The organism is Autumnicola patrickiae, from assembly GCF_031846525.1.
In the GTDB taxonomy this organism is placed as follows: domain Bacteria; phylum Bacteroidota; class Bacteroidia; order Flavobacteriales; family Flavobacteriaceae; genus Autumnicola; species Autumnicola patrickiae.
Genome location: NZ_JAVRHM010000013.1, coordinates 1 through 22268, shown reverse-complemented (window position 1 = coordinate 22268; position 22268 = coordinate 1). Strand labels below are relative to the sequence as shown.

At 38.4% G+C, this 22268-nt stretch carries 17 protein-coding genes; 10 read left to right on the top strand and 7 right to left on the bottom strand.

Annotation, left to right across the window (positions count from 1 at the left end; genetic code table 11):
- Positions 1-15: 15 nt before the first annotated feature.
- From RM549_RS11840 to RM549_RS11825, 4 genes are read left to right on the top strand one after another with little or no spacing between them, the layout of a single operon-like run.
- On the top strand, positions 16-387 hold the full coding sequence (locus RM549_RS11840; RefSeq protein WP_311685067.1) for a sensory rhodopsin transducer: 372 nt from the start codon (positions 16-18) through the stop codon (positions 385-387).
- A gap of 6 nt (positions 388-393) precedes the next feature.
- A complete protein-coding gene (locus RM549_RS11835) occupies positions 394-1590 on the top strand; it encodes a D-arabinono-1,4-lactone oxidase (protein WP_311685061.1) in 1197 nt (398 codons plus the stop codon).
- Positions 1587-1970 carry a sensory rhodopsin transducer gene (locus tag RM549_RS11830; RefSeq protein ID WP_311685058.1) on the top strand — a complete coding sequence of 128 codons (384 nt, stop codon included), beginning with the start codon at positions 1587-1589 and terminating at the stop codon, positions 1968-1970. The genes RM549_RS11835 and RM549_RS11830 overlap by 4 nt, the downstream gene beginning before the upstream one ends.
- 6 nt (positions 1971-1976) lie before the next feature.
- Complete coding sequence (locus RM549_RS11825; RefSeq protein ID WP_311685056.1) at positions 1977-2843, top strand: EamA family transporter; 867 nt, start codon at positions 1977-1979, stop codon at positions 2841-2843.
- A 613-nt stretch (positions 2844-3456) separates the two neighbouring features.
- Here the strand turns inward: RM549_RS11825 and RM549_RS11820 are convergent.
- From RM549_RS11820 to RM549_RS11790, 7 genes are all read right to left on the bottom strand, one after another.
- Positions 3457-4368: a succinylglutamate desuccinylase/aspartoacylase domain-containing protein gene (locus tag RM549_RS11820; RefSeq protein ID WP_311685054.1), complete on the bottom strand. Its 912-nt coding sequence runs from the start codon at positions 4366-4368 to the stop codon at positions 3457-3459.
- Positions 4369-4379: 11 nt separating this feature from the next.
- On the bottom strand, positions 4380-5426 hold the full coding sequence (locus tag RM549_RS11815) for a glutathione synthetase (protein WP_311685052.1): 1047 nt from the start codon (positions 5424-5426) through the stop codon (positions 4380-4382).
- Complete coding sequence (locus RM549_RS11810; protein ID WP_311685051.1) at positions 5423-7282, bottom strand: peptidase MATCAP family protein; 1860 nt, start codon at positions 7280-7282, stop codon at positions 5423-5425. Before RM549_RS11810 ends, RM549_RS11815 begins: the two co-directional genes overlap by 4 nt.
- Positions 7283-7707: 425 nt before the next feature.
- Positions 7708-8529: a 3-keto-disaccharide hydrolase gene (locus RM549_RS11805; RefSeq protein WP_311685050.1), complete on the bottom strand. Its 822-nt coding sequence runs from the start codon at positions 8527-8529 to the stop codon at positions 7708-7710.
- Positions 8530-8567: 38 nt separating this feature from the next.
- Positions 8568-9776: a glycoside hydrolase family 88 protein gene (locus RM549_RS11800; protein WP_311685049.1), complete on the bottom strand. Its 1209-nt coding sequence runs from the start codon at positions 9774-9776 to the stop codon at positions 8568-8570.
- A 9-nt stretch (positions 9777-9785) separates the two neighbouring features.
- Positions 9786-11123: a BNR repeat-containing protein gene (locus RM549_RS11795; RefSeq protein WP_311685048.1), complete on the bottom strand. Its 1338-nt coding sequence runs from the start codon at positions 11121-11123 to the stop codon at positions 9786-9788.
- A gap of 21 nt (positions 11124-11144) precedes the next feature.
- Positions 11145-12383: a DUF2264 domain-containing protein gene (locus RM549_RS11790; protein ID WP_311685047.1), complete on the bottom strand. Its 1239-nt coding sequence runs from the start codon at positions 12381-12383 to the stop codon at positions 11145-11147.
- A gap of 318 nt (positions 12384-12701) precedes the next feature.
- On the opposite strand from RM549_RS11790, the gene RM549_RS11785 reads away from it, so the two are divergent.
- From RM549_RS11785 to RM549_RS11760, 6 genes are all read left to right on the top strand, one after another.
- Complete coding sequence (locus tag RM549_RS11785; protein WP_311685046.1) at positions 12702-13130, top strand: hypothetical protein; 429 nt, start codon at positions 12702-12704, stop codon at positions 13128-13130.
- A gap of 315 nt (positions 13131-13445) precedes the next feature.
- On the top strand, positions 13446-15500 hold the full coding sequence (locus tag RM549_RS11780) for a catalase (protein WP_311685044.1): 2055 nt from the start codon (positions 13446-13448) through the stop codon (positions 15498-15500).
- Positions 15501-15967: 467 nt separating this feature from the next.
- Entirely contained in the window at positions 15968-18448 is a 2481-nt protein-coding gene (locus RM549_RS11775) for a glycogen/starch/alpha-glucan phosphorylase (RefSeq protein WP_311685286.1), read from the top strand.
- Between the two features lie 985 nt (positions 18449-19433).
- Complete coding sequence (locus tag RM549_RS11770) at positions 19434-20690, top strand: tyrosine-type recombinase/integrase (RefSeq protein WP_311685042.1); 1257 nt, start codon at positions 19434-19436, stop codon at positions 20688-20690.
- Positions 20691-21556: 866 nt separating this feature from the next.
- Positions 21557-21913 carry a single-stranded DNA-binding protein gene (locus tag RM549_RS11765; protein WP_311685040.1) on the top strand — a complete coding sequence of 119 codons (357 nt, stop codon included), beginning with the start codon at positions 21557-21559 and terminating at the stop codon, positions 21911-21913.
- A 67-nt stretch (positions 21914-21980) separates the two neighbouring features.
- Positions 21981-22268, top strand: a 288-nt coding sequence (locus RM549_RS11760) for a JAB domain-containing protein (RefSeq protein WP_311685038.1), incomplete at its 3' end; no start/stop codon positions are given.

Here is a 22268-nt window from a genome sequence, read left to right as displayed (position 1 = left end):
GCAAAAGGCAACATTATGAGAACATTCGGAAAAAAGACATGGGTTATTGCTGAAGGTTATATCCCTTCTTACGGAACAGGACCCGAACCAGAATTCACGAGTCATGAAACAGCTTGTATTCTGAATACTTCCAATCAGAAAGCACAGGTGGAAATCACGCTTTTCTTTACAGATAAAGATCCTGTAGGACCTTATAAAGTTGAGGTAGGGGCACAGCGAACAAAACATCTTCGGTTTAATGATCTTCAAGATCCCGAGCCTGTTCCAAAAGATACGGACTATGCTTGTGTAATAGAATCAGATATTCCCGTGGTTGTACAGCATACAAGATTGGACTCCAGACAGGCAGAAAATGCTTTGCTTACTACTATAGCTTATTCAGAATAAATTTTTATGGGGGAGAAAGAGTGGAAAAACTGGAGTGGAAGTTTAAGCTTTAAACCGGGTGCAATTCTCACACCAGAATCTGAAGAGGAAATAGTGAAACTTGTCAAAAAAGCAAGAAAAGAGAACAGGAAAATAAGGGTAGTTGGCGCCGGACACTCTTCCAGTCCGCTTGTACAAACTGAAGATATTCTTCTTTCCCTGAAGCATTTTAAAGGAGTTGAAGCACCAGATTTGGAGAAAAATCGGGCTACTGTGTTGGCCGGAATGACGGTGAAAGAAGCAGGAAAGGACCTTTACAGGTATGGACTGGCTATGCACAATACCGGAGACGTAGATGTGCAGACAATAGCGGGCGCGATAGGTACGGGAACACATGGCACAGGCAAAGAACTGCGCAACCTTTCTTCAATGCTTGTGGGCGTAAGAATGATTACCGGAACAGGAGAAATTATTGACACGTCTATAGAAGAAGATCCAGAACTCTTTAGGGCTTTACGGGTGGCATTGGGAACCTGTGGCATTTTTCTGAAGATGCGTCTTCAATTGCAGCCATTTTTCAGGTTAATAAGAAAAGAATGGTGCGTACCTATAGAGAAGTGTCTCGAAAACCTGGAGGAATTACAGGAGAATAACCGCAATTTCGACTTTTACTGGTATCCGAGAAGTGAGGTGGCCAAAATAAGGGTGATGAATAAGGAAGGGGAGGATATGCCGGAAGTCTCTTTTGGTAAATTAAAATTCGAAAAAGAAGGAAGAAGCCATAGAGTCTTACCACGGTCCCGGCACCTCAAATTTGATGAAATGGAATATGCTCTTCCCGCTAAAAATGGACCGGAGTGTTTCCTGCAAGTACGAAAAGCGATAAAAGAAAAGTGGAGAAAGGATGTGGCATGGAGGGTTCTTTACAGAACAATAAAGGCAGATGATGCCTATTTGAGCAGCATGTTTGGACGAGATTCGGTAACGATATCCCTGCACCATAACGCCGGACTCTCATTCTGGGATTATTTTAAAGCTATTGAGCCAATATTCCTAAAATACGGCGGGAGACCCCATTGGGGAAAGAAGCATACGCTTAAAGCAGCGGAATTAAAAGAGCTGTTTCCCTGCTGGGATGACTTTCAGAAGTATAGGGAAAAATTTGATCCGGATAATGTTTTTCTGAGTCCGTACATGGAGGAACTTTTAATACCAAAACAATGAAAGCAATAGGAAAAATCGACTGGGCATTTTCAGCAGGACGCATTCCTTTTAAAAATAATGGAGAGGAGCCCGAATTTATAAGCCATGATAAAATCGCGGTTTTAAATACTTCCGAAGAAAATGCAATCGTTGAGCTGTTGCTATTTTATGAGGATCAAAAACCTGTTGGCACTTACGAAATAATAGTAGAAGCCAAACGTCTACGAAAAATAAGGTTTAATGATATAATTGATCCTGAAGCCATGCAGCTGGAACGAAATTACAGTTGTTTTATTAAGACCAGTACTCCGGTGGTCATCCAGTTTAGCAGGATGAACACCGGTGCAAAAGCAAACGCGGAAATGAGCACTATTGCTTTTCCTGTAGAACCAGAAAAATAGAAACATGTGTTAGGATTTTTATTGGCATTCGGTACAGCCATTTCAGAGGCGCTAAAAGACATTACCAGTAAATTCAATTTGCATCATATTGATGAATATACTGCAGCCTTTTCTATGCATTTGGTGCAGAGTATTCTACTTGCCCCGCTTATTTTTTATTTCGGTTTTGAAGAACTAACTCCGCGGTTTTTATGGGCATTACTGGCAAGTTCTATACTTCAGTTAATTGTAATCCTTCTTTATTTTAAGGCAATTAAACGATCGGAGCTTTCAGTCACTGTTCCGTTAATAACCCTCACTCCGTTGTTCATGCTGCTTACTTCGCCAATCTTAATTGGTGAATTTCCCAGCCTTTTGGGCATTGTAGGAATTATTTTGATAGTGGTGGGTACATATATCTCCAACATTAGCGAAGACAATAAAAATTTCTTTGCGCCATTTACGATGCTGGTTAAAGAGCAGGGACCAAGATACATGCTGTTGGTTGCTTTTATTTGGAGTATTACCGCAAATATTGACAAAATTGGAGTGGAGGAGACTTCTCCGGTTTTCTGGTCCTTTAGCAAAGATTTTGTTATCCTTTTTTATTTAATTCCAATACTGGCAGTAAAATCCAAAAAGCCGTTATCCCAGATAAACAAAAGAAAATGGCCTTTGCTTCTGGTCGGATTTTTCAGGTCTGCAAGTGTGCTAACACAAATGTTTGCGATTCAGTTTATTTTGGTGGCTTACGTGATTTCGATTAAAAGGGCCAGTTCTGTATTTATAATTCTGTTTGCTTTCTTTTATATGAATGAAAGAAAGAACTTTAGGAACAGGCTTATTGGTATTGTAATTATTCTTATTGGGCTTTTTGTGATAGCGATTTCCTGAAAAAGTCACTGCTCAAAAATGGCAAATATCGACCTTGGGAGAGAATTTTTTAATTTGAAAAATTAATAGCCTTCGCCAAGTTAGATTGGGATCAAAGTTTGCAGATTTATTTTTTCGAGATGGCCTTCGACAGGTTCTGGCTGACGGTGATTTGCGTGTAATGCGCGTGATACAAAGGTTTACTCGGAAAAGGACGCTCGTTTATATCGAGGAGCTCGTATATGGCCGAGAATTGTCGTTTTTTAGGTAATTCTTCAGAATGAAATGTCCTGTAGGTAAAGTTTAAAGTCACTGCTCAAAAATGGCAATTATCGGCCTGGGGAGGTTTTTTTAATTTGAACATTTGAACATTTGAAGATTTTCTAATTTGGAAAATTAACAGCCTTCGCCAAGCTAGATTGGGATCAAAGTTTGCAGATTTATGTTAGGAGATGGCCTTCGACAGGCTCTGGCTGACGGTGATTTCTTTTGCCACTCTATCTGGAACATCCTACTTTGAGGACATATTTTATACGTGATCGAAAACTGTCATTTTTCAGGTGTCTCTTCAGAATAAAAAAGGTTTTCTGAAATTTTTCAGAAAACCTTTTATTTATGTACTATTTAGTGTTCTTTACACTTCCTGGACTACAAAAAATCCGTCGTTGCCTTGTGCCTGGTAAAGCGGCATAAAAATGTATGCATCCCATTCGCTTTTTACCTCATTTCCGTTTTGCTTTGCAAGCAGCTCTCCTTTTTCAATCTTCTGAAAGTTTTCATAGCCCGGCTGCATTTCAAAAATATCCCCATCTTCAAGTCCGTGACGATGAATAATTTCAAAAGTCTTTTGTGGCGGTGCATTTTTTTCAGCAAAACGATTTACACAATCCGGATAGGTTGAAATCTTCTCAAGATTTAGTCCACAAGCTTCCTTTAACGCTAGCCAGATCACGCCTTCATGATTCTCTACAGAACGCTCATCGGTGTGTTGTCCTGCTTCAAAAACGAAACCCGTCATTCCGATGCGGCTCAAATAATGGTCAATATCTCCCGTAATAATATCGCTAAAACCTCTTATAATGTAAGTCGGAAATTTATGCGCCCATTCGTCATTATCATTCACTTCCTGAACGGAAACGTAGGGAAGACTGGCCGAAGAAGTTGTATGACAATCAAGAAAATAACGTTTAGTGAAAACTTCTTCAGAGAATTTCTCCAGAAGTTCTATAATTTCGAACATTTCTTTTTTCTCGTGAGAGTCCTTTTTTCCTTCCTTTACATTTTCTTCAATCCAGGTACGATTAAGGTCTTCATCTATATAACGTTTATTTTCGTTGAGCGCCATTTTATTACCTGCAACACCAACGATGGTTCCTTTTATTTCCGGTCGCGTCTTTTCCAGTTCAGAAAAAACCCTTTCCAAAGCTTTTACTCCGCTTGGTTCATTACCGTGAATTCCACCGGTAACAAAGAGGAGAGGACCTTCTTTACCTGAAGTGTACTTTCCTATTATTCTTGGAATTTCTTCTTTTAATTCTGAATTCATATCATCTTATTTTAGTCCATTGTTGCTAAAGTGCGGTTGGCCAGGGTGCCTTTGTACATCTTTTTGTAGTCTACTTTTCGCTCTATGGCTTCAATAACCACATCTGTAAATTTTGGAAGTCCGATATCTGCAAATCGCTCCATCCCACCCGGGCTAAGCACATTAATCTCTATAAGTTTGTCTTTTACAATATCAAGTCCCACAAAGAAGAGACCGTCACGGATTAATTTTGGAGCAGTAAGTTCTACAATACGTTTCATATCATCGGTCAAATCACTGCTATCTGCTGTTGCTCCCAATTTAAAATTACTACGGAATTCGCCTTCGCCGCTCACTCTACGTATTATCGCTTTCTTACCATCCTTTTCCATTACTCGGCCATTCATAAGAAGGACTCTTACATCACCATCCTTAACAGCAGGAAGAAATTCCTGTGCAATTACATAACCCTGAGAACTGATAGTCTCTATAATTTGGTTCACATTTTTCTCATTTTCGTCGATAAGAAAGACATCCTTTCCTCCGGAACCTTCCAATGGTTTAAGCACCATTTTTTTATTTTGTTTTTCCCAGAATTCCAGAAGGTCTTTCTTACTTCTGGTAATAATAGAATCTGGTTTAATAGATTGCGGTAACTCTTCAAAATATAATTTATCTATAAACGCGTGGGAAAGGGCATAGGCATCATTTAAAACCAATACACCTTCCTGCTGTATCATTCTTCCAAATGCAACACCGGCCTGTTCTGCCCATTGTCTGTCGTCTTCTTCCGTAGGATTATTTCTTATAAAAAGTACATCAATATCTTTAGAAGATATTTTCTTCTTTTTCGCTTTAGAACCCTGTAGTGCCTCCAGAAATTTTTCAGGTGATTTTACTTTGGTATTTTTAGGCAAAGAGGTGCTATTTATACTAATTGGCGCATCGTGATGAAAATTAAAATCCCCCACTCCCATTGCAAAGACTTCGTGTCCTCTAACATGCGCCTCTGTCATTAATGCTGTGGATGTGCCATTCTTTTCGGTGGCTACATCGTTCAATACAAAACATATTTTCATTTACTTACCATTTTTGAAAGAGGTAACCCCTCTCTGATTAAATTTAATTTCTCTTTTACATTTTCAGTTAACAAGTAACTGGGACGTAAAGCCCCTGGTTTTAATATTTCCCTGTCGGTTAATTCTTTGATAACCCCCGTATGTTTAATTCCAAATTTACCTGCTAAAAGAGGTTCGTATTCTCCTCCATCCTGCAGATATTTTCTTAGTTCCACTAATCCCTGTAAATAGATAATGTCTTTTAAAAAGCCTCCTCCCTGCATAATCCTGGAGGTAATATTAAAAGCCCTTTCCTGGGAAAAATTATATTTTGTTACAAGAACCTGGAATATTTCACGAAAATCCCCTCCATCCATTAATGCTTTACCGGCCACCACTCTTCCCGCCAGTGTTCTTAATCTATTTGGGGTAAGGCCATCTACCATATATTCTGCCATTACAGCAAGTCCCTCCTGTAGCGGGTCATAATCTGCCAATCCAATACTTAACTGCTCCAGCGGCTGTCTTTTACCATTATGATAGGTTAAAACATGAGTTCCTACTTCATGCTGAATTAAAGCTTCAGACTCTTTACGTCTCATTTTGTAATCTTCAGGAACATATAATTCTCCCTGGGAGACCATCATGATGTTTACATCTTTACGAATGTGCACTTTCCCTTTAAAGTTTTCATCCTGGTTCCTGAAATAATCAAATTCTTTTCGGGCAAGGCTGCTGAATTCCAGAGAATCGATAAGATCCTTATCTGGTGTTTTATTTTTTTCCTCCGCCTCTTCAATTTCGTTTAGAACCTGCTCTGCCTCTTCAGCTAAATCTCTTCCAATCCCTTTATGTAACCTGATGCTATTGTAAAAGAAATTTCGAGTGCCACGTTCATTGAGCATCGTGATCTGTTGATCAAGTTCTTCCCGCTTTTCCCGAAAAATCTGAGACATTGCAGGATCGTCTACATCTTCAATTTTTAAATTATAAAGTTTCCTTTTTAGCACATCGGGATCTATAGGAAGGAGCCGATAATGATAATCCAGAACTTCTTCATAATTACTTTCAAAGAAGGTCTTCTTTATCTCGTGAATATTGGAAGGGGAAACCAACCATAGAAACTGATAGGATTTTTCAATTTTGGAAAGCTCCCGGTCAATTTCAAACACTTTGTCCTTAAGCACCTGTCTTCCCAACGCATTATAACTGGGAACACTACTGGAAGTCTGCACCCTTAAAAAATCATATAATGCGATATGAAGCGCTTTTATAATAAAATCTCTGTAATTTCTGAAAAGAACAGGATAAAATTCTTTGTTATCACCCCTGTAAACAGGAGGAATTTCCAAGCCCAATAGAACTGCACCACACTGCTTGGTTTCTTCTATAGAGAGAAGGGGATTATCCCCGGAGGCCTGCCGTTGTTTGGTATCTTTTATTTCTGCTTTTAAATAAAGACCTGAAAATACACTGTTGATCTTGTTAAGTTCATCCTGCAAAACTTCCAGTGTCGTAGGTAATTTTGTTGAGGGACCTTTAATTATAAAGGTGTCACTGCCGTTTTTTCCTGAAAACATTTCCAGGAGCATGTAAGACTTAAATTTAACCGACATTTCATCAGAAATAGCAAACAGAAGCTGCTGGTAACCTTCAAAATCTTTGTCACCTATTACCAGGTATGAGGATTCGCTTATGACCATTCTTTTGGTATAAGGATCATTTTTCCTCTTTCGGTAAATTACCAGGTAGGGAAGTTCTTTTTCTATATGCATCATTCCGCCGCCCGGAAGTTTGCAATTCGTTTCTGATTCTTCCTTTAAGGTTGTTAAAATTTGTTTAATCGATTCTTTAGATAATTCTGATATATTCAGCATTATTTGAAGCTTCTTTTTAATTTAATTTCCTGCAGCATTATAAGTGGCTGATGCTGTGCTTTTTCAGTATTTAATAAAAGCTGCATTTGTTTAAATTTAATAATTATATCGGGTCTTAAATGAGGAAAAACCTACTTTGGCTTTTATTTAAGAAAGCGGGTTCTGCTGAACTAATGCAACAGGAAAGAAATAATTCTTTATCTTCTGAAAAATGAAGATGAGTAGTAAACAAAAATTTGATAAAATGGACAAAGAAAGATATTAGGAAATTGCAAAGCAAATACACAGCGACGAGAGCCCTGTGGGTATAGATGCGAAGAAAACGCACATAATTATAATCGATAAGCTTATGCAGATCGAAGAACGCTTAAAAAAGCTGGAAGATGGTAGGTAAGGATCAGGCTTTTATACCACCATTATGCAATTTAATTAAGCTTTAGGATTTTGATGTTTTTAAATTCCACACCCTGGCCTTCTGCCTGTAACCCGATGTAACCCTGAGTTAGCGGCTTGCCATCTTGTTTTATTTCCGGATCATAACCATGAACCACCTCGCCGCCAATTTGGGGTTTGCTGTACTCAAGGACGGTATTTCCATTTACTTTATGAATTACCAAAGAGTCGCGGTAAACAATCAGTTCGGCCTGTACCCATTCTCCGGGTTCATAGGTTTCAGAAGAAGAATTTAAACAGTGCCCGGGATACATTTCTCCCTGATAGAAAATTTCTGTACCGGGAGAACACATATTTCCTGTAGGTCTTGGCTCTCCATTACCGGCATCTGCAAGCATCTGGTATTCTACAGATATTGGCCAGTCCTGTTCCTTTAAAATCGTCTTTGGATCCTGAGAATGAAACATTACGCCGCTGTTGCGGTAAGTATAATCGGGAGCATCTTCCATCCATTGATCTGTAAAGCGGTATTCGAACTTTAAATGAAAAGAAGAAAACGGTTCTTTGTAAAATAAATGTCCGTAACGTTCACCAAATTCTTCATATTCGTCATAGTTAACGAGAACCGCCCCGTCTTTTACCTGGAAAGTGTTGGCATAATTATCGTCAACTTCGTGATTGTTGAATTTCACGATCCAATCATCCAGGTCTTCTCCATTAAAAAGCGTCTGCCATTGTTCTTCTTTCGTTTCCTTTTTTACTGCAACTTCCTCTTTTTCAGTATTTGACTTGTTGCCACAGGAAGTGAAAACTGCCAAAACACCAATAACTATTGTAAATCTGAATATTTTCATTTCTATTATGCTATAAGATTTTCCTAACTCTTAAAGGTTTATTGCTCCTGGTAACGCTTTAATGCTTCTACAAAATAGTAGTCGCCATAGGTGAGTGGCACATCTACTTCAGAATTTTCAGGAAGATGTCCAACACCATGTTTTAGAATAAAGCCTCCGTTCGTACCTTCTTCAGCTAAATACTCGGGGCTCATAAGAGTATTCAAAGCAGTTTCAGCAGCAGTAAAATATTTTTCTTTCTTACTCTCATCTACATATTCACTCAGCTCGAGTAGGGCAGAAGCCATGATTGCACCTGCCGAAGAATCTCTTAAAGCATCTGGAATATTTGGCGCATTAAAATCCCAATACGGAATATTATCTGCGGGCATGTTTGGGTGGTTCAGCATAAATTCAGCAATTTTTACTGCCTGGTCCAGGTATTTCTCATCCTTGGTTTTTCGGTACATTTCTGTAAAACCATATAAACCCCAGGCTTGCCCACGTGCCCAGGCAGACTCATCTGCAGCACCCTGGGCCGTTCTTTTCTCCTTTACTTCTCCGGTATTCTCATTGTAATTTATCACATGGTAGGTACTGTTATCTGGTCTAAAGTGATGCTCCATAGTAGTGTTGGCGTGAGTAATGGCAATGTCACGATATCTGTCGTCACCGCTATGCTCTGTAGCCCATATCAACAATTCCAGGTTCATCATATTATCAATAATGACCAAAAAACTGTTGTCGTTAGAATCCCACGAACGTATGGCACCAACTTCTTCGTCAAACCTTGTAGCTAAAGATTTGGCGCTGTTCATCAGGATTTCGTCATATCTCTCCTGGGGATCAAGAATATTTGCATTACCAAAGCTGTCAAACATCATGAATCCCAAGTCGTGGGTAGAGGTGTTGTACTGCTCTTTTTCAAGATCTTCTAAAATCCTTTCTGCTTCCTCCAAAAGTTCGGGATCACTGGTTTCTTCGTATAAATAAAGGAGTGTGCCGGGATAGAACCCGCTAACCCACCACTCAGATCCGCTGGTTTCGAAGCGGTCTTCTTCGGAATAATAAGTTTTCGGAAAACTTCCATCTTTGGGTAGTTGATTGGCCATGTACTTGTATTGTTCTGCGGCCAATTCCAGGGTGGCATCTATTCTATCTGCGGGAATTTCTTTTTGAGTCGCACAGGAAGAAAAGAAAACCGTCAGCATTAGCATTAAAATTTGCAAATTTCTGGATAAACTGAATTTTAATCTATTGTTTTTCATTGGTATAAATTAATTCGGTAAATTATTTATTTCAAGGATTCTCACTGGAGTTGCAGGTTCGCTGGCAATTCCTTCTCCATCTATTTGCGTAACCTTTTGTACGAAAATATGAAGCTGATTTTTTAACCTATAAAGTTCTTTATCAAAATTCGGTTCCCATTCTCCTACAGCATTTTTAGTGAGGTCCTTAATTTGCCAATTATCGGCATTTAGTTTTTTGTAAGCCAAAGAAACCTTGTTTCCTCTTTCCTCGTCCCTGAAAAGCAGATACGCGGTAGTGAAATTACCTTCGGAATTTACTAAAATCTCCGGACGTGAAACAGGTATTCTTTTTGTACCACCTCCCCCAAGAGTAAAAAGTGTTTTTCTGAAGGTGGTATGCTCTTTTTGCCAATTATCATCCTTTAAATATACAATTTGAAACTGAGTGCTGTTATTTTCATTCCAGTAACTTGCTATATAAGGATTTCCTGAAGCATCTGTAGTCATTGAAGTTTGGTTGATGAGGCTGCTGCCCTGCGGAACTTTCCATGCATATTCCGCAGTTTTTGCTGTGATTGGCAAATTATATTTTTCTCCTGAAGATTTCTCCCAGGTGAACCCCCCGTCTGTAGAGCGGGCGTAACAAATATCATGATTTGTAGAGACATCCCAGGTTTCCCGCCATACCCAGGAAAGGTGAATTGTTCCCTGGCTGTCAACAGAAGCCTGCCAGTATGCGTTACGCTCATTTTCTCCATCTATAAGATTATCATGAAGTTGTTTCCAGCTTTTGGTATCCTTATTATAAGAATTGGCAATTAATGAACCCCGTCCCGATTGACCTGACCGATACAAAAAAATTAAATTTCCATCGGGTAAATTGTAGAATTGGGGATAAGAGACCTTTTCTTCTGCAATTCCCGTCATTTGTATTTCTTCAGATAATTCCAAACCCAGGGGTTCTTTGCTAATGGCGTAACGTAATGGCGTATCGTGATGATCCCAGCTCACGTGCAAAAATCCATTTCCGTCTACAGCAATGCTTATCGCGTTGTGCGCATCTTTTGTGTTTCCTTTGTAATGAGTTTTATGAAGTAGCCATTCGTCACTTCCGGGATTACGTTTGGCCAGAATAAGATTGCTGTTTTCATCATAATATGCGGTAAACTGATGATCCTGAAATGACGTTATCGCATTTTGCCTAAAAATAACCGTGTTGACAGAATTGTTTGCCCAACCAGATCCTATTTTGGTTTCCTCAATTTTTAGAGATGCACATCCGGAAAAAAGTAGCAGGAAGCCAACTAATAAAAAATAACTTCTGAAGTGTCTGAAAAGGTTTTTTTGTGGCCGAATCTTGTTCATCCTTAGATAAGTAATGATTTATTAATTAGACCAAATTTTCTTCTGGGTCCAGTCCTCGGCAGGGGCAGACCAGAAAGGTGCTTCCGGAGGCAGGCCCAGGGCAAGAAAAACTTCAGTACACAAATAGAGGCTTCCGGTAGAGATATAAGGTTCGGCAATTTCCGGCTGGTGGCCATAAAAACCTAATGTTAACCAGCCTTCCTGATCAAACATATCTTCTGCCTCCATGTGCTTGTTAATTACCGCATGTAGAGCACCACGTACTTGTGCCGGAGCTATTTCTTCTGGTAACTCCTGAAAAAGTGCTATTTGAGAGAGCAACTGAAATGCCCCAAATCTATAGGCCAGCGAGCGGCCAATAGGAGGGTAAGTACCATCGGGCGCTATCAAATTCTCCTGAATTTCTGCATATCGCTGTGCTTTTTTAAGAGTTTCCGGATATTCTTCAATAAATGAATCATACCTGTAATCCTTAAGCTCTTCTTCTTCTTTTTCCTTCAGAACATTTAGAATGTCAAGCATCATAGGCTGGATCACGTAGCTATTGTAATAATCCCAGTGAAATTCGGGACCGTCACCGTAGACTCCGTCGCCTAAATACCATTCGTTATGCTTATGCAAAGCATATTCAATTCTAACCAAGTCTGCCTTACCTTCAAATTTTAATATAGCAGCTTCGACCATTCCGGTAAAAAGGAGCCAGTTAGTATAAGGAGGAGAAATAACCCGACTATTTTTTAGAGATTGAAGTACATTTTGCTGAGTTTTTGCATCCAATCTTTCCCAAAGTTGGGTGGGGGCTCTAAGCAATCCCTGTGCAAAAAAAGCAGCATCTACGAGCGCCTGATCATCCTTATCAAAATTCAGATAATCCGGCCCTTCAGGATCTGTGGCATTTTTAATACCTGCCAGGCAAAGCTGGATATATTTCTCCCGTAACTGTCCTTCTTCGGTATCATCGGGTCCTAATTCCAGCCAGGGAGCAATACCAGAAAGGGTCCTGCCAAAAGCTTCCAGGTGTGAAACTTCTTCTCGCCGTCCATAAGGATTTGCAGCCATTTCTATGGGCATTTTCAGCCTAAGTTCATTTCGGCTTAGTGAAATTAAAACGGGATCTGCTATTTGCTGTAAAGTTTCTATAAAGTAAGCACGTACATTTTCCTGATCGTTCTGCTCAATCTGAGCATTTGCTAATTTGGCGTAGAAAAACAGAAGCGTAGAAAAGAGAAGTAGTCTTGGGTACTTATTTCTTATAAACATAGATTCCAAAGTGAAAAAGGTTAAGAAAATCCCAATATAAAAAATATTAACTGTATAAACTACATTTATAAATTATTTTCTGTTCTGGGAGCAATTTTTGTTCTTTTAAAAAACAAATGAGAGAGAATGAATTTACTCCAAAAAAAAAGATTCCCGGATGCTATAATAGATTATAGCGAAGCAGGAAACTTTATTCACTTTTTTGATGCCACTTATAAAAGGTTAATAATTGCCGAATTTAATATCTGTTTTTTTTAGTTTTCTAGTTAAAAATATATCGATATTCGCCGAAAATTGAAACCCATGAAAACCTCCTGTATGTCAAAAATTACATTAAAAATTATTTTTATGCTTTTGCTGGTCTTTTCTTTCAGCAAAGCTAATGCCCAGGTAAGTGTTTCCTATTTCGGAAATGCCAATATTTCAAAAGTTGGTGTGGCGTATGACTTTAATGAAAAACTGTGGACAGAGTTACGTATTTTGTCAGGAACTGACCTTCAAAATTTTACAGCAGAAGCAGTCCTGAATTATAATTTTTTACGACGCGAAAAATACAATGCATATGTTGGAGGTGGAGTAGTGGTAAATGTTTTTAACGGATTCGTAGTGCCGCTGGGTGTTAGTTTTTCGCCATTCGAAAGCCTAAAAAATTTCTCTCTCCATGTAGAATTGCAGCCAATGTATGAAGTGGATTTTGCAGATGTCTATATTTATGGATATGGCGGTATTCGATACAAATTCAATTAAGTAAAATCCATGTGTACTTTTGCTTCTTCAGGATAATAACTTCTTGAAGACCTTAAGTGGTGATCCCCATTTATAAAAATCATGATTGCTCCAGGTCGATATTTGCCAAATTTGACCCGGAATTTTACTAGAGCATGGCATCAAATTTATGAATCCCTCCTTTTTGTTTAACACTTCCTTTGCAGTAAATTCTTATAGATTATTTTAATTTCATTTCTAAACCTAATCAAGTTTAGTTATGAAAGAAAAAGATAAAAAGCCTTCAAAAAAGATTGAAGACTTAAAAAAAATACTTCAAATCCTAAAGGGAAGACGATGACCACTAACCAGGGGTTAAAAGTCAATGATACCAATAATTCCCTAAAAGCAGGAGAGCGGGGAGCGACGCTTCTGGAAGATTTTATACTCAGGGAAAAAATTACCCATTTTGACCACGAACGCATTCCAGAGCGTATTGTACACGCCCGCGGTAGTGGAGCGCATGGTTATTTTGAGCTGTATGAAAGTCATGATAAGTATACTAAAGCTGGGATTTTTACAGATACATCAAGAAAAACTCCAGTTTTTGTGCGATTTTCTACAGTGGCAGGTTCCAAAGGATCGGCAGATCTGGCACGTGATGTTCGGGGTTTTGCTACAAAATTCTACACAGACGAAGGAATCTTCGACCTGGTAGGGAACAACATGCCCATCTTTTTTATCCAGGACGCGATGAAGTTTCCGGATTTAATACATTCTGTAAAACCAGAGCCAGACAGAGAAATTCCGCAGGCAGCTTCAGCTCACGATACTTTTTATGATTTTGTTTCCCATACTCCGGAAACGATGCACAATCAAATCTGGTTAATGAGTGACCGCGCCATTCCGCGTAGTTTCAGAATGATGGAAGGTTTTGGGATTCATACTTTCAGACTGGTAAATGCTGAAGGGAAAGCCCATTTTGTAAAATTTCATTGGAAACCCTTACTGGGAGTAAAATCTGTTACCTGGGATGAAGCAGTAAAAATCCATGGTGCAGATGCAGATTTTCACAGAAGGGATCTTTGGGATGCTATAGACGCCGGGGAATATCCGGAATGGGAATTAGGGTTCCAGATAGTTCCAGAGGAAGACGAGCATAAATTCGATTTTGACCTTCTGGATCCTACAAAGTTAATTCCTGAAGAAATGGTGCCGGTAAAACGCATTGGAAAAATGACGCTTAACCGTAATCCCGATAATTTCTTCGCCGAAACAGAGCAGGTGGCATTTCACCCAGGCCATGTAGTACCAGGAATAGATTTCACAAATGATCCATTGCTACAAGGCCGCTTATTTTCTTATACAGATACGCAGTTGTCGAGACTCGGCAGCCCCAATTTTAATGAAATCCCGATTAACCGTCCGGTAAACGAAATTCATAATAATCAGCGGGATGCACATATGCGAATGACGGTGAATAAAGGAAAAACAGCATATTTCCCTAACTCGATTGGTGGTGGCTGTCCTCACCTGGCAAAAATAGCCGAAGGCGGATTCAGCCATTATGAAGAGCGCATAGATGCTAAAAAAATCAGGGAACGTAGTGAAAGCTTTAACGATCACTTTTCCCAACCAGCCTTATTTTACCGCAGTTTAACAGAGCATGAGCAGGAACATGTGGTACAGGCTTATTCTTTTGAATTAGGGAAATGTACTTATGACCATATTAAGCAACGTATGCTTTATATCCTTGCTCAAATAGATGAAACTTTGGCTGCTAAGGTTGCGATCAATCTGGGATTGGATATTCCTTCAGAAATAGATCAGCCGTTAAATCAGGCAATAGGAGCCGATGCCGATGTAGAGAAACACCAACCTGGAGCTAAAAAGAATTATTTAGATAAATCCAAAGCTTTAAGTCAGGAATTTCTACCTTCAGAAGGTATTGCGACAAGGAAAATAGCAGTATTGGCGGCAGATGGATTTAAGGAAAGTGATTATAACAAAATCAAAAAACCTTTGGAAGATGCCGGAGCCATGGTGCAGATTGTTGGGGTGCATGGAGGCACTATAAAATGTGATAAAGGAGATTCGCATAAGGTGGCACATGCACTAATGACCACAGAAAGTGTTGTTTTTGATGCTCTTTACATTCCCGGCGGAAGAAAGAATATCGATACACTTATGAAGCAGGCAAAAGCCAAAAAGTTTATAAATGAAGCTTTAAAGCACTGTAAAGCCATAGCCTTAGATGGTGAAGCTGAAGAACTTTTTGACGCGACTTACGGTAAAGATTTTAAAGATGACGATGCGGTATGCATAAATGAAAGTCCGCAAAAATTTATAAATGCTATTAGTCAGCACCGCAATTGGAAAAGGGAAAAAGCAGCAATGGAAATTCCGGCTTAATATCTGTTGGCAAAATTGAAGATAAAAGGTTCAACTTTAATAAGGTTGAACCTTTTATTTATATCGATAATGCCAAATTTGATGCCTGACTTTTTGCTGACAAAAAGTACCACAAAGTTTACAAATAAATATTCGCAGAGAAAAGCCTTTTCGCTCTTTACAAAATCTTAGTGCTCCTTTCGGTTAAAATATAAAGGCCAAAATTCAAAGTTTTCGGTTTTGAACAATCCTGAAGGCCGAAAATTGTCAAATTTGATGCCTGACTTTATCTGAAAATTTGACAGCTTTAAAAATACAACTTCAACTGAAGGCCATTACTTTTAATCGCAAATAATCTTTTCCTTTTAACAATTCTTTCCACGAAATTTATTAAATTCTCGGCAGGAAAATCAGATCAATTCTTGATTCTTAATAAAATAACCCCCAGTCACGGAGAGCTATCTCCCTGAAAATAGTTAATGACATGAATTCCAAAAATAAAAAAAACTGAAAATTATTTTACCCAACCGGGAGTCGCAAATATCGGACTCAGCAAGGAAGACATAAAAACTTCTTTTCTGGAAAAGTTGTTTTACAGCTTAGGCCGAATTCCTGTGGTGGCTACAAAAAATGATTTTTACACTTCCCTCGCCCTTACTGTTAGGGACAGGGTTTTTAGAAAATATGTAAAATCCCTTGAACAGTATGTAGAAGAAGATGCGCGTGGGGTAGCATACCTTTCTGCAGAATATCTTCCCGGTCCACATTTGGGGAATAATCTGCTTAACCTGGAAATTATGGAGGAAACCCGGGAGGCACTGGCAGAACTTAATTTGAACCTGGACGAAATTCTTAATGAAGAGGTGGAGCCGGGTCTTGGAAATGGTGGCCTGGGCAGGCTTGCAAGCTGTTACATGGATTCTCTTGCAACTTTGGGAATCCCTTCCATCGCTTACGGAATACGCTATGAATTTGGAATTTTCAAGCAGGAAATCCAGGATGGATGGCAAATAGAATCTACAGATAAATGGCTGCATAACCGCAATCCGTGGGAAGTTATCCGGCCGGAGATCTCTTTTGAAGTCAAATTTGGTGGTCATACAGAGCACAGTAGGGATCAGGATAATAAGCTGCACATAGAGTGGATCCCGGGAACTGAAATTAAAGGTACTGCTTTTGATACGCCCATTCTGGGTTATCAAAGCAATGCGATTATCCTGAGATTGTGGAAAGCAGAGGCAACAGAATCTTTTGATTTTGCAGCCTATAATCTGGGCGACTATTATCGTGCAGTGGAGAAAAAGATGCGGTCAGAAAATATTACCAAAGTTCTTTATCCCAATGATGAAAATCTTTCCGGAAAAGAATTAAGGCTGAAACAGCAGTATTTCTTTGTTTGTTGTTCGCTTAAGGATATTATCAGGTTGCACCTTTTGCAGGGACGTAAACTGGAAACTTTACATGAAAAATTCACTATTCAGCTTAATGATACCCACCCGTCCATTGCGGTGGCAGAACTTATGCGGCTGCTGGTAGATGTGCATCAAATGGGATGGGAAGATGCCTGGAAAGTTACTCAAAATACTTTCGCCTATACTAACCACACCTTATTGCCTGAAGCTTTGGAAAAATGGCCGGTTAATCTTTTAAGAAACCTGCTGCCAAGACATCTCGAGATTATATACGAAATAAACAGCAGGTTTATTACAGAAATTCGGGAAAAAGATTTTAGCGGAGAACAAATTTCCCGTATGTTCCTCATTGATGACAGGGGAGAACCAACCGTTAGAATGGCGCATCTGGCGACGGTGGGAAGTTATAAAGTAAACGGTGTTTCTGCATTGCACTCAGGACTGCTTCAGGAACAGGTACTAAAGGATTTTGCACAGCTCTGGCCCAAAAAATTTACTAATGTTACTAACGGAATAACCCACAGGAGATTTCTTGCCGTAAGTAATCCTCGTCTTGCAGCATTAATATCAGAAAATATTGGAAAGGACTGGCTTACCCAGCTGGATAAATTAAAAGGCCTGGAACCTTTTGCCGCTAACAAGGATTTCCGTAGTAAATGGATGCAAGTGAAACTGGAGAACAAAAAGAACCTTGCCACCCATATTAAAGAGCTTACTGGAATTGAGATAAAACCTGAAATGTTACTAGATATACAGGTTAAGAGAATACATGAATACAAAAGACAGCACCTTAAAGTACTTCATATCCTGAGTTTATATCTGCAGATTAAAAAAGATAAACAAAACACTGTTCCACCAACAGCTTTTGTTTTTGCAGGAAAAGCCGCCCCGGGTTATTTTATGGCCAAACGTATAATAAAACTTATCACCTCGGTGGGGGATCTTATTAATAATGACCCTGAAGTGAATGGAACTTTAAAAGTAATTTTCCTGCCAAATTTTAGTGTAAAACTTGCCCAGCACGTTTATCCGGGAGCAGATCTTTCTGAACAAATATCAATGGCAGGAAAAGAAGCTTCAGGAACAGGAAATATGAAATTCGCCCTTAACGGAGCACTTACCGTTGGAACATTAGACGGGGCTAATGTGGAGATAAGAGAAGAAGTAGGGGAAGAGAACTTTTTCCTTTTTGGCCTTACGACAGAAGAAGTAGCAGATAAGAAGAAGCAGGGCTACCATCCTTATAAAATATATTCTGAAAATGAGAATTTAAAACGGGTAATAGATTTTCTAATATCCGACGAGCTTACCAAAGGGGATCCAGAACTTTTCCGGTCTGTTTATGACAATCTTTTAAATCAGGATCCTTATCTGTTACTGGAAGATTACCAGTCTTACGTAGACCAGATGGAAAACGTTTATAAAGTATGGCAGGATCCTGAAAAATGGGCTCAAATGTCTATTCTGAATGTAGCAAATATGGGCAAATTTTCCAGTGATAGGTCTATAAAGGATTACTGCGAAAAGATATGGAAAGTGGGAGCGGTGAAGGTTTAAAAACTGAAGTCTCAGACAATATTTGAAGATGATCTTACCTTACAATTCGATTTAGTGATATTTGTTGTTTTTACTTACCTGTGGAACCGATTTGCTGTTCCGATGTTATGTACAGTATAAAATGAATTTCACGAAAGGTATAACTCGAAAAATATGAATCGACAGCCGATTACATTTCGTGAGGGTTAATCAAATCAAAATTATTTAAGCTTCTGCATCATTATTCTGAATTGGCGTTACTTTGATTCTATTTAGATTTTGCAGGCAGATAAAAAAATTGGCTAAAAACCAAATATAGAATGTCCGATTGTATTAAAAAGTTATAATGCCTTACAGTGTATCATTGTACTGCACTGTTCCTTTTGATCGGAACATGCGGAGTACCACTCGGCAACTTGCACAGTTTTTATATAAAACGTCATTAATACATTATCTAAAATGTAAGTTTTGCTTTTCGCATTTTTTATATTTTTAACATTTATTAGCGCCATTGGCTGATTAAAAAATGGGACTCAGCAGCCGAAGGAGTACCCCAAATTCTTTTTTCTAAAAGCTATTGCAGGTTTTTTTTAGGTCTTGATCACATAACAATTATTTTTCCATATAAGGCTGCCAGTTGACCAGGATGTATTTCTGCTTTCCATTTTCCAGACGGGATAAAAAGCCGAATTCATATACGAAAAGATATTTTTTCACAAAAATTAGAAAGTGCGCGTTTTTTCTATAACCTAAAATGATTAATTACCAAAAACAACAAAACCCCTGGATTTCCAGAGGTTTCGTGGTGATCGCGCCAGGATTCGAACCTGGGACCGCCTGCTTAGAAGACTCATTTTTTAAGTTCATTTCTTTATAATAAAGAATGTATTTAATTGATTTACAATTATTTAATAAAACTTGAAATCGTTTAATGTCATCTGGTGTGAAGAAAAAGTGTGCGTAAAGTGTGCGTAATTTTGCTTAGATTTATAATAAATAAATTGCTATGGCACGAGCAAGATTAGTTTTAGATACCCGGAAAGGATCCAGAAGCAAAGTAGATGGTTTATATCCCTTGGCAGTTAAAGTTTTTCATAGAAAAGCAAGGCTTATTCGTCTATCTTGTTCAACTTCAAGAGTTGGATGGGATGAGAACAATATGATTTTGAAAAAATCAGTTTTTGCAAATAAAGATTTAGACTGTGATACAATAAACAAGTCAAACTACAATAAATTACATGCTGCTAAATCTTTAATAATTGAGCTAGGAAAAACTATAAATGATATAGATGTTGATCGATTGGTTGAGTGTATTAAGGAGAAATGGGATAAGAAACTTGATTCTGAATTAAGAAGAAATCTTGACAATGAAGTAACGATAAACGAGTGGTCCGAAGTTCTGATAAAAAGAAAACTGAAAGAGCAAAAGCCAGGAACTGCACAATGGTATAGAGGAGGAGTAGCGGCCATTACGAAGTTTAACCATGGCAAACCGGTAAAATTCCATGAGATCACAGTAACTTTTTTGAAAAATTTTGAGGTAGAACATAAGGCCAAAGGAACTTCTCTTAATGGTATAAGTGTTTATCTGAGAGCAGTGAGAGCGATTTATAATTATGCTATTCAGGAGGAATGGTATGAGCCTATTAAACACCCTTTCAGTACATACAAAATTCCTACAACAAGACGTACTAAGAAAAAAGCCTTATCTAAAGAGAAAATAATTGCAATAAGAAACCTGCAATATGAAGAAGGAACTAATCTCTGGCATTCCAGGAATTATCTTCTATGTATGTTTAATTGTCGAGGTATGAATTTCATAGATCTAGCGAAATTAAAAATCAAAGATATAGCTGAAAATCGTCTATACTATGGAAGAAGTAAAACAGGGGATCGTTTATCAGTTAAAATGACAAACGAATTTCTCGAAATACTTAAATACTACATAAAAGGTAAAACTAGAGATGAGTTTATATTTCCCATTGGATATGATGGTTCTGTAGAAAATTTCACACGATACAAATCGAGCCGGAGGTTAAGTAATAAATTATTTAAGATAATCGCAGAGGATGCAGGAATTGAAGAAAAAATCACCACTTATTATATAAGACATTCCTGGGCAACAATTGCAAAAGAAATGGGAATATCTACAGAAATAATTAGTGAGGGATTAGGGCACCATTCACTAAAAACCACTCAGATTTATCTAAGAGATTTTGATAATAAAGTACTCGATGAAGCCAATGATTTAATTGTGTCATAGATAACAGAATTGCAGAGTCACTTCTTAGCCTAGATGTTTGGAGAAAATTATAAAAAAGTAGCTACCCCAATTTAAGAAATTTTATTTTGGAAATCGCCCGCCTTCCATTAAGTGTATGGATGAGATCCAAAGCTTCTGATCTATTTCTAATCCTATTTTTGCATTCCCGGAGAAACAAGAAACCGGTCTAACCGCATTCTACATTTCTTCTTTGGGATTGAGTTTGTTTTTTACCGCTGTTAAAAGAAAAAAGTTGAGTTATTAGATCCCGTTCAGCACATTCCCACTCCATTCCGCAGAAAAAGCTCCATTACGGGCAAAGAGCTTCACTTAGAATATCATGGACCCCATCCCCAATTTTTCTTCTCCATTTCGTTAACCCGGTCCGCTTCGCCGGAAACGGGACACTGCATTCCAATCCAAAATTGGGTATGGAGTCCGCCGAATCGGAATTCCATAATTGCTTTTAGTTCCGCTTCCTGTGTTTTGGTATTTCAATAAGTCTTAGAACTACTTCCGTACCTCCGCTGTCCCTTTCCTTTTTTTGTAAGCAAAATACCAACATTTGAAAGTTGACGGACTGCATAAGCCAGTCGTACCTCCTTTTTATAAGTCCTAATCAATTTCAAATGTTGAAAACTGTATCAGCAACAAAAAAAGGTAACAGCGAAGGCACTACGGGAAGTAAATCTAAAATGAAGATCATGAAATCACATCAAAACATCCAAAAAGGAAGCGCAACTAAAAAACAAAAAAAGGAAAACGCTCAGGATACAATAAGTAAATCTGTTTTAAATGTTCGAAGGGTTCGGACAATCATTCATTAACCTCGTCTGTCGTTAAGCCAGACCTTAAATACTTTTATTATGAGTACTATTAGAAATCACGTACAGTTAATTGGAAATGTCGGTCAGGATCCAACAGTTACCAACCTTGAAAGCGGCAGGAAAGTAGCTAATTTTTCACTTGCCACTAATGAGTATTATAAAAACTCAAAAGGGGAGAAGGTGCAGGACACTCAATGGCACAATATCGTAGCCTGGGGAAGAACTGCAGAAATCATCGAAAAATATGCTACAAAAGGAAAAGAAATCGGCGTGAGTGGAAAATTGAAATCCCGAAGCTATGAGGATAACGAAGGTACAACACGCTATGTAACTGAAGTAGAAGCCAGCGAAATTCTTTTGTTAGGTGTAAAAAATGGCAATAATCCAGCCGAGTAAAAAATAAGAGGGCGTTCCCGTGGAAAGTAGCGCCCTCTTCCATTATTCACTTTAAATCAAGATCACAATGAAAACTAAAGTTAACGAAATATCGATAAAATATCAGGGAAATTTCAAGATCTCTCAGGCGCCTCTAATAACTTCTTCTTTTAGTGCAACCGAAATAATTTTTAACTCATGGAATAAAGACCAGATTGGCCTTCAGGAGTGTTTTAAGGTAATGTTATTAAATAATGCTAATAAAGTAAAGGGTATTTATGAAGTCTCTACGGGGGGAATTACCGGTACTATGGTGGATCTTCGAATCCTTTTCGCTGTTATACTTAAAAGCCTTACTACTGCCGTGATCCTTGCT

Coding starts and splice junctions, on each gene's coding strand:
- RM549_RS11785 (WP_311685046.1), top strand. CDS start 12,702: ATGTCAAAAATTACATTAAAAATTATTTTTATGCTTTTGCTGGTCTTT.
- RM549_RS11795 (WP_311685048.1), bottom strand. CDS start 11,123: ATGAACAAGATTCGGCCACAAAAAAACCTTTTCAGACACTTCAGAAGT.
- RM549_RS11810 (WP_311685051.1), bottom strand. CDS start 7,282: ATGCTGAATATATCAGAATTATCTAAAGAATCGATTAAACAAATTTTA.
- RM549_RS11780 (WP_311685044.1), top strand. CDS start 13,446: ATGACCACTAACCAGGGGTTAAAAGTCAATGATACCAATAATTCCCTA.
- RM549_RS11805 (WP_311685050.1), bottom strand. CDS start 8,529: ATGAAAATATTCAGATTTACAATAGTTATTGGTGTTTTGGCAGTTTTC.
- RM549_RS11830 (WP_311685058.1), top strand. CDS start 1,587: ATGAAAGCAATAGGAAAAATCGACTGGGCATTTTCAGCAGGACGCATT.
- RM549_RS11835 (WP_311685061.1), top strand. CDS start 394: ATGGGGGAGAAAGAGTGGAAAAACTGGAGTGGAAGTTTAAGCTTTAAA.
- RM549_RS11800 (WP_311685049.1), bottom strand. CDS start 9,776: ATGAAAAACAATAGATTAAAATTCAGTTTATCCAGAAATTTGCAAATT.
- RM549_RS11840 (WP_311685067.1), top strand. CDS start 16: ATGAGAACATTCGGAAAAAAGACATGGGTTATTGCTGAAGGTTATATC.
- RM549_RS11820 (WP_311685054.1), bottom strand. CDS start 4,368: ATGAATTCAGAATTAAAAGAAGAAATTCCAAGAATAATAGGAAAGTAC.
- RM549_RS11770 (WP_311685042.1), top strand. CDS start 19,434: ATGGCACGAGCAAGATTAGTTTTAGATACCCGGAAAGGATCCAGAAGC.
- RM549_RS11790 (WP_311685047.1), bottom strand. CDS start 12,383: ATGTTTATAAGAAATAAGTACCCAAGACTACTTCTCTTTTCTACGCTT.
- RM549_RS11815 (WP_311685052.1), bottom strand. CDS start 5,426: ATGAAAATATGTTTTGTATTGAACGATGTAGCCACCGAAAAGAATGGC.
- RM549_RS11765 (WP_311685040.1), top strand. CDS start 21,557: ATGAGTACTATTAGAAATCACGTACAGTTAATTGGAAATGTCGGTCAG.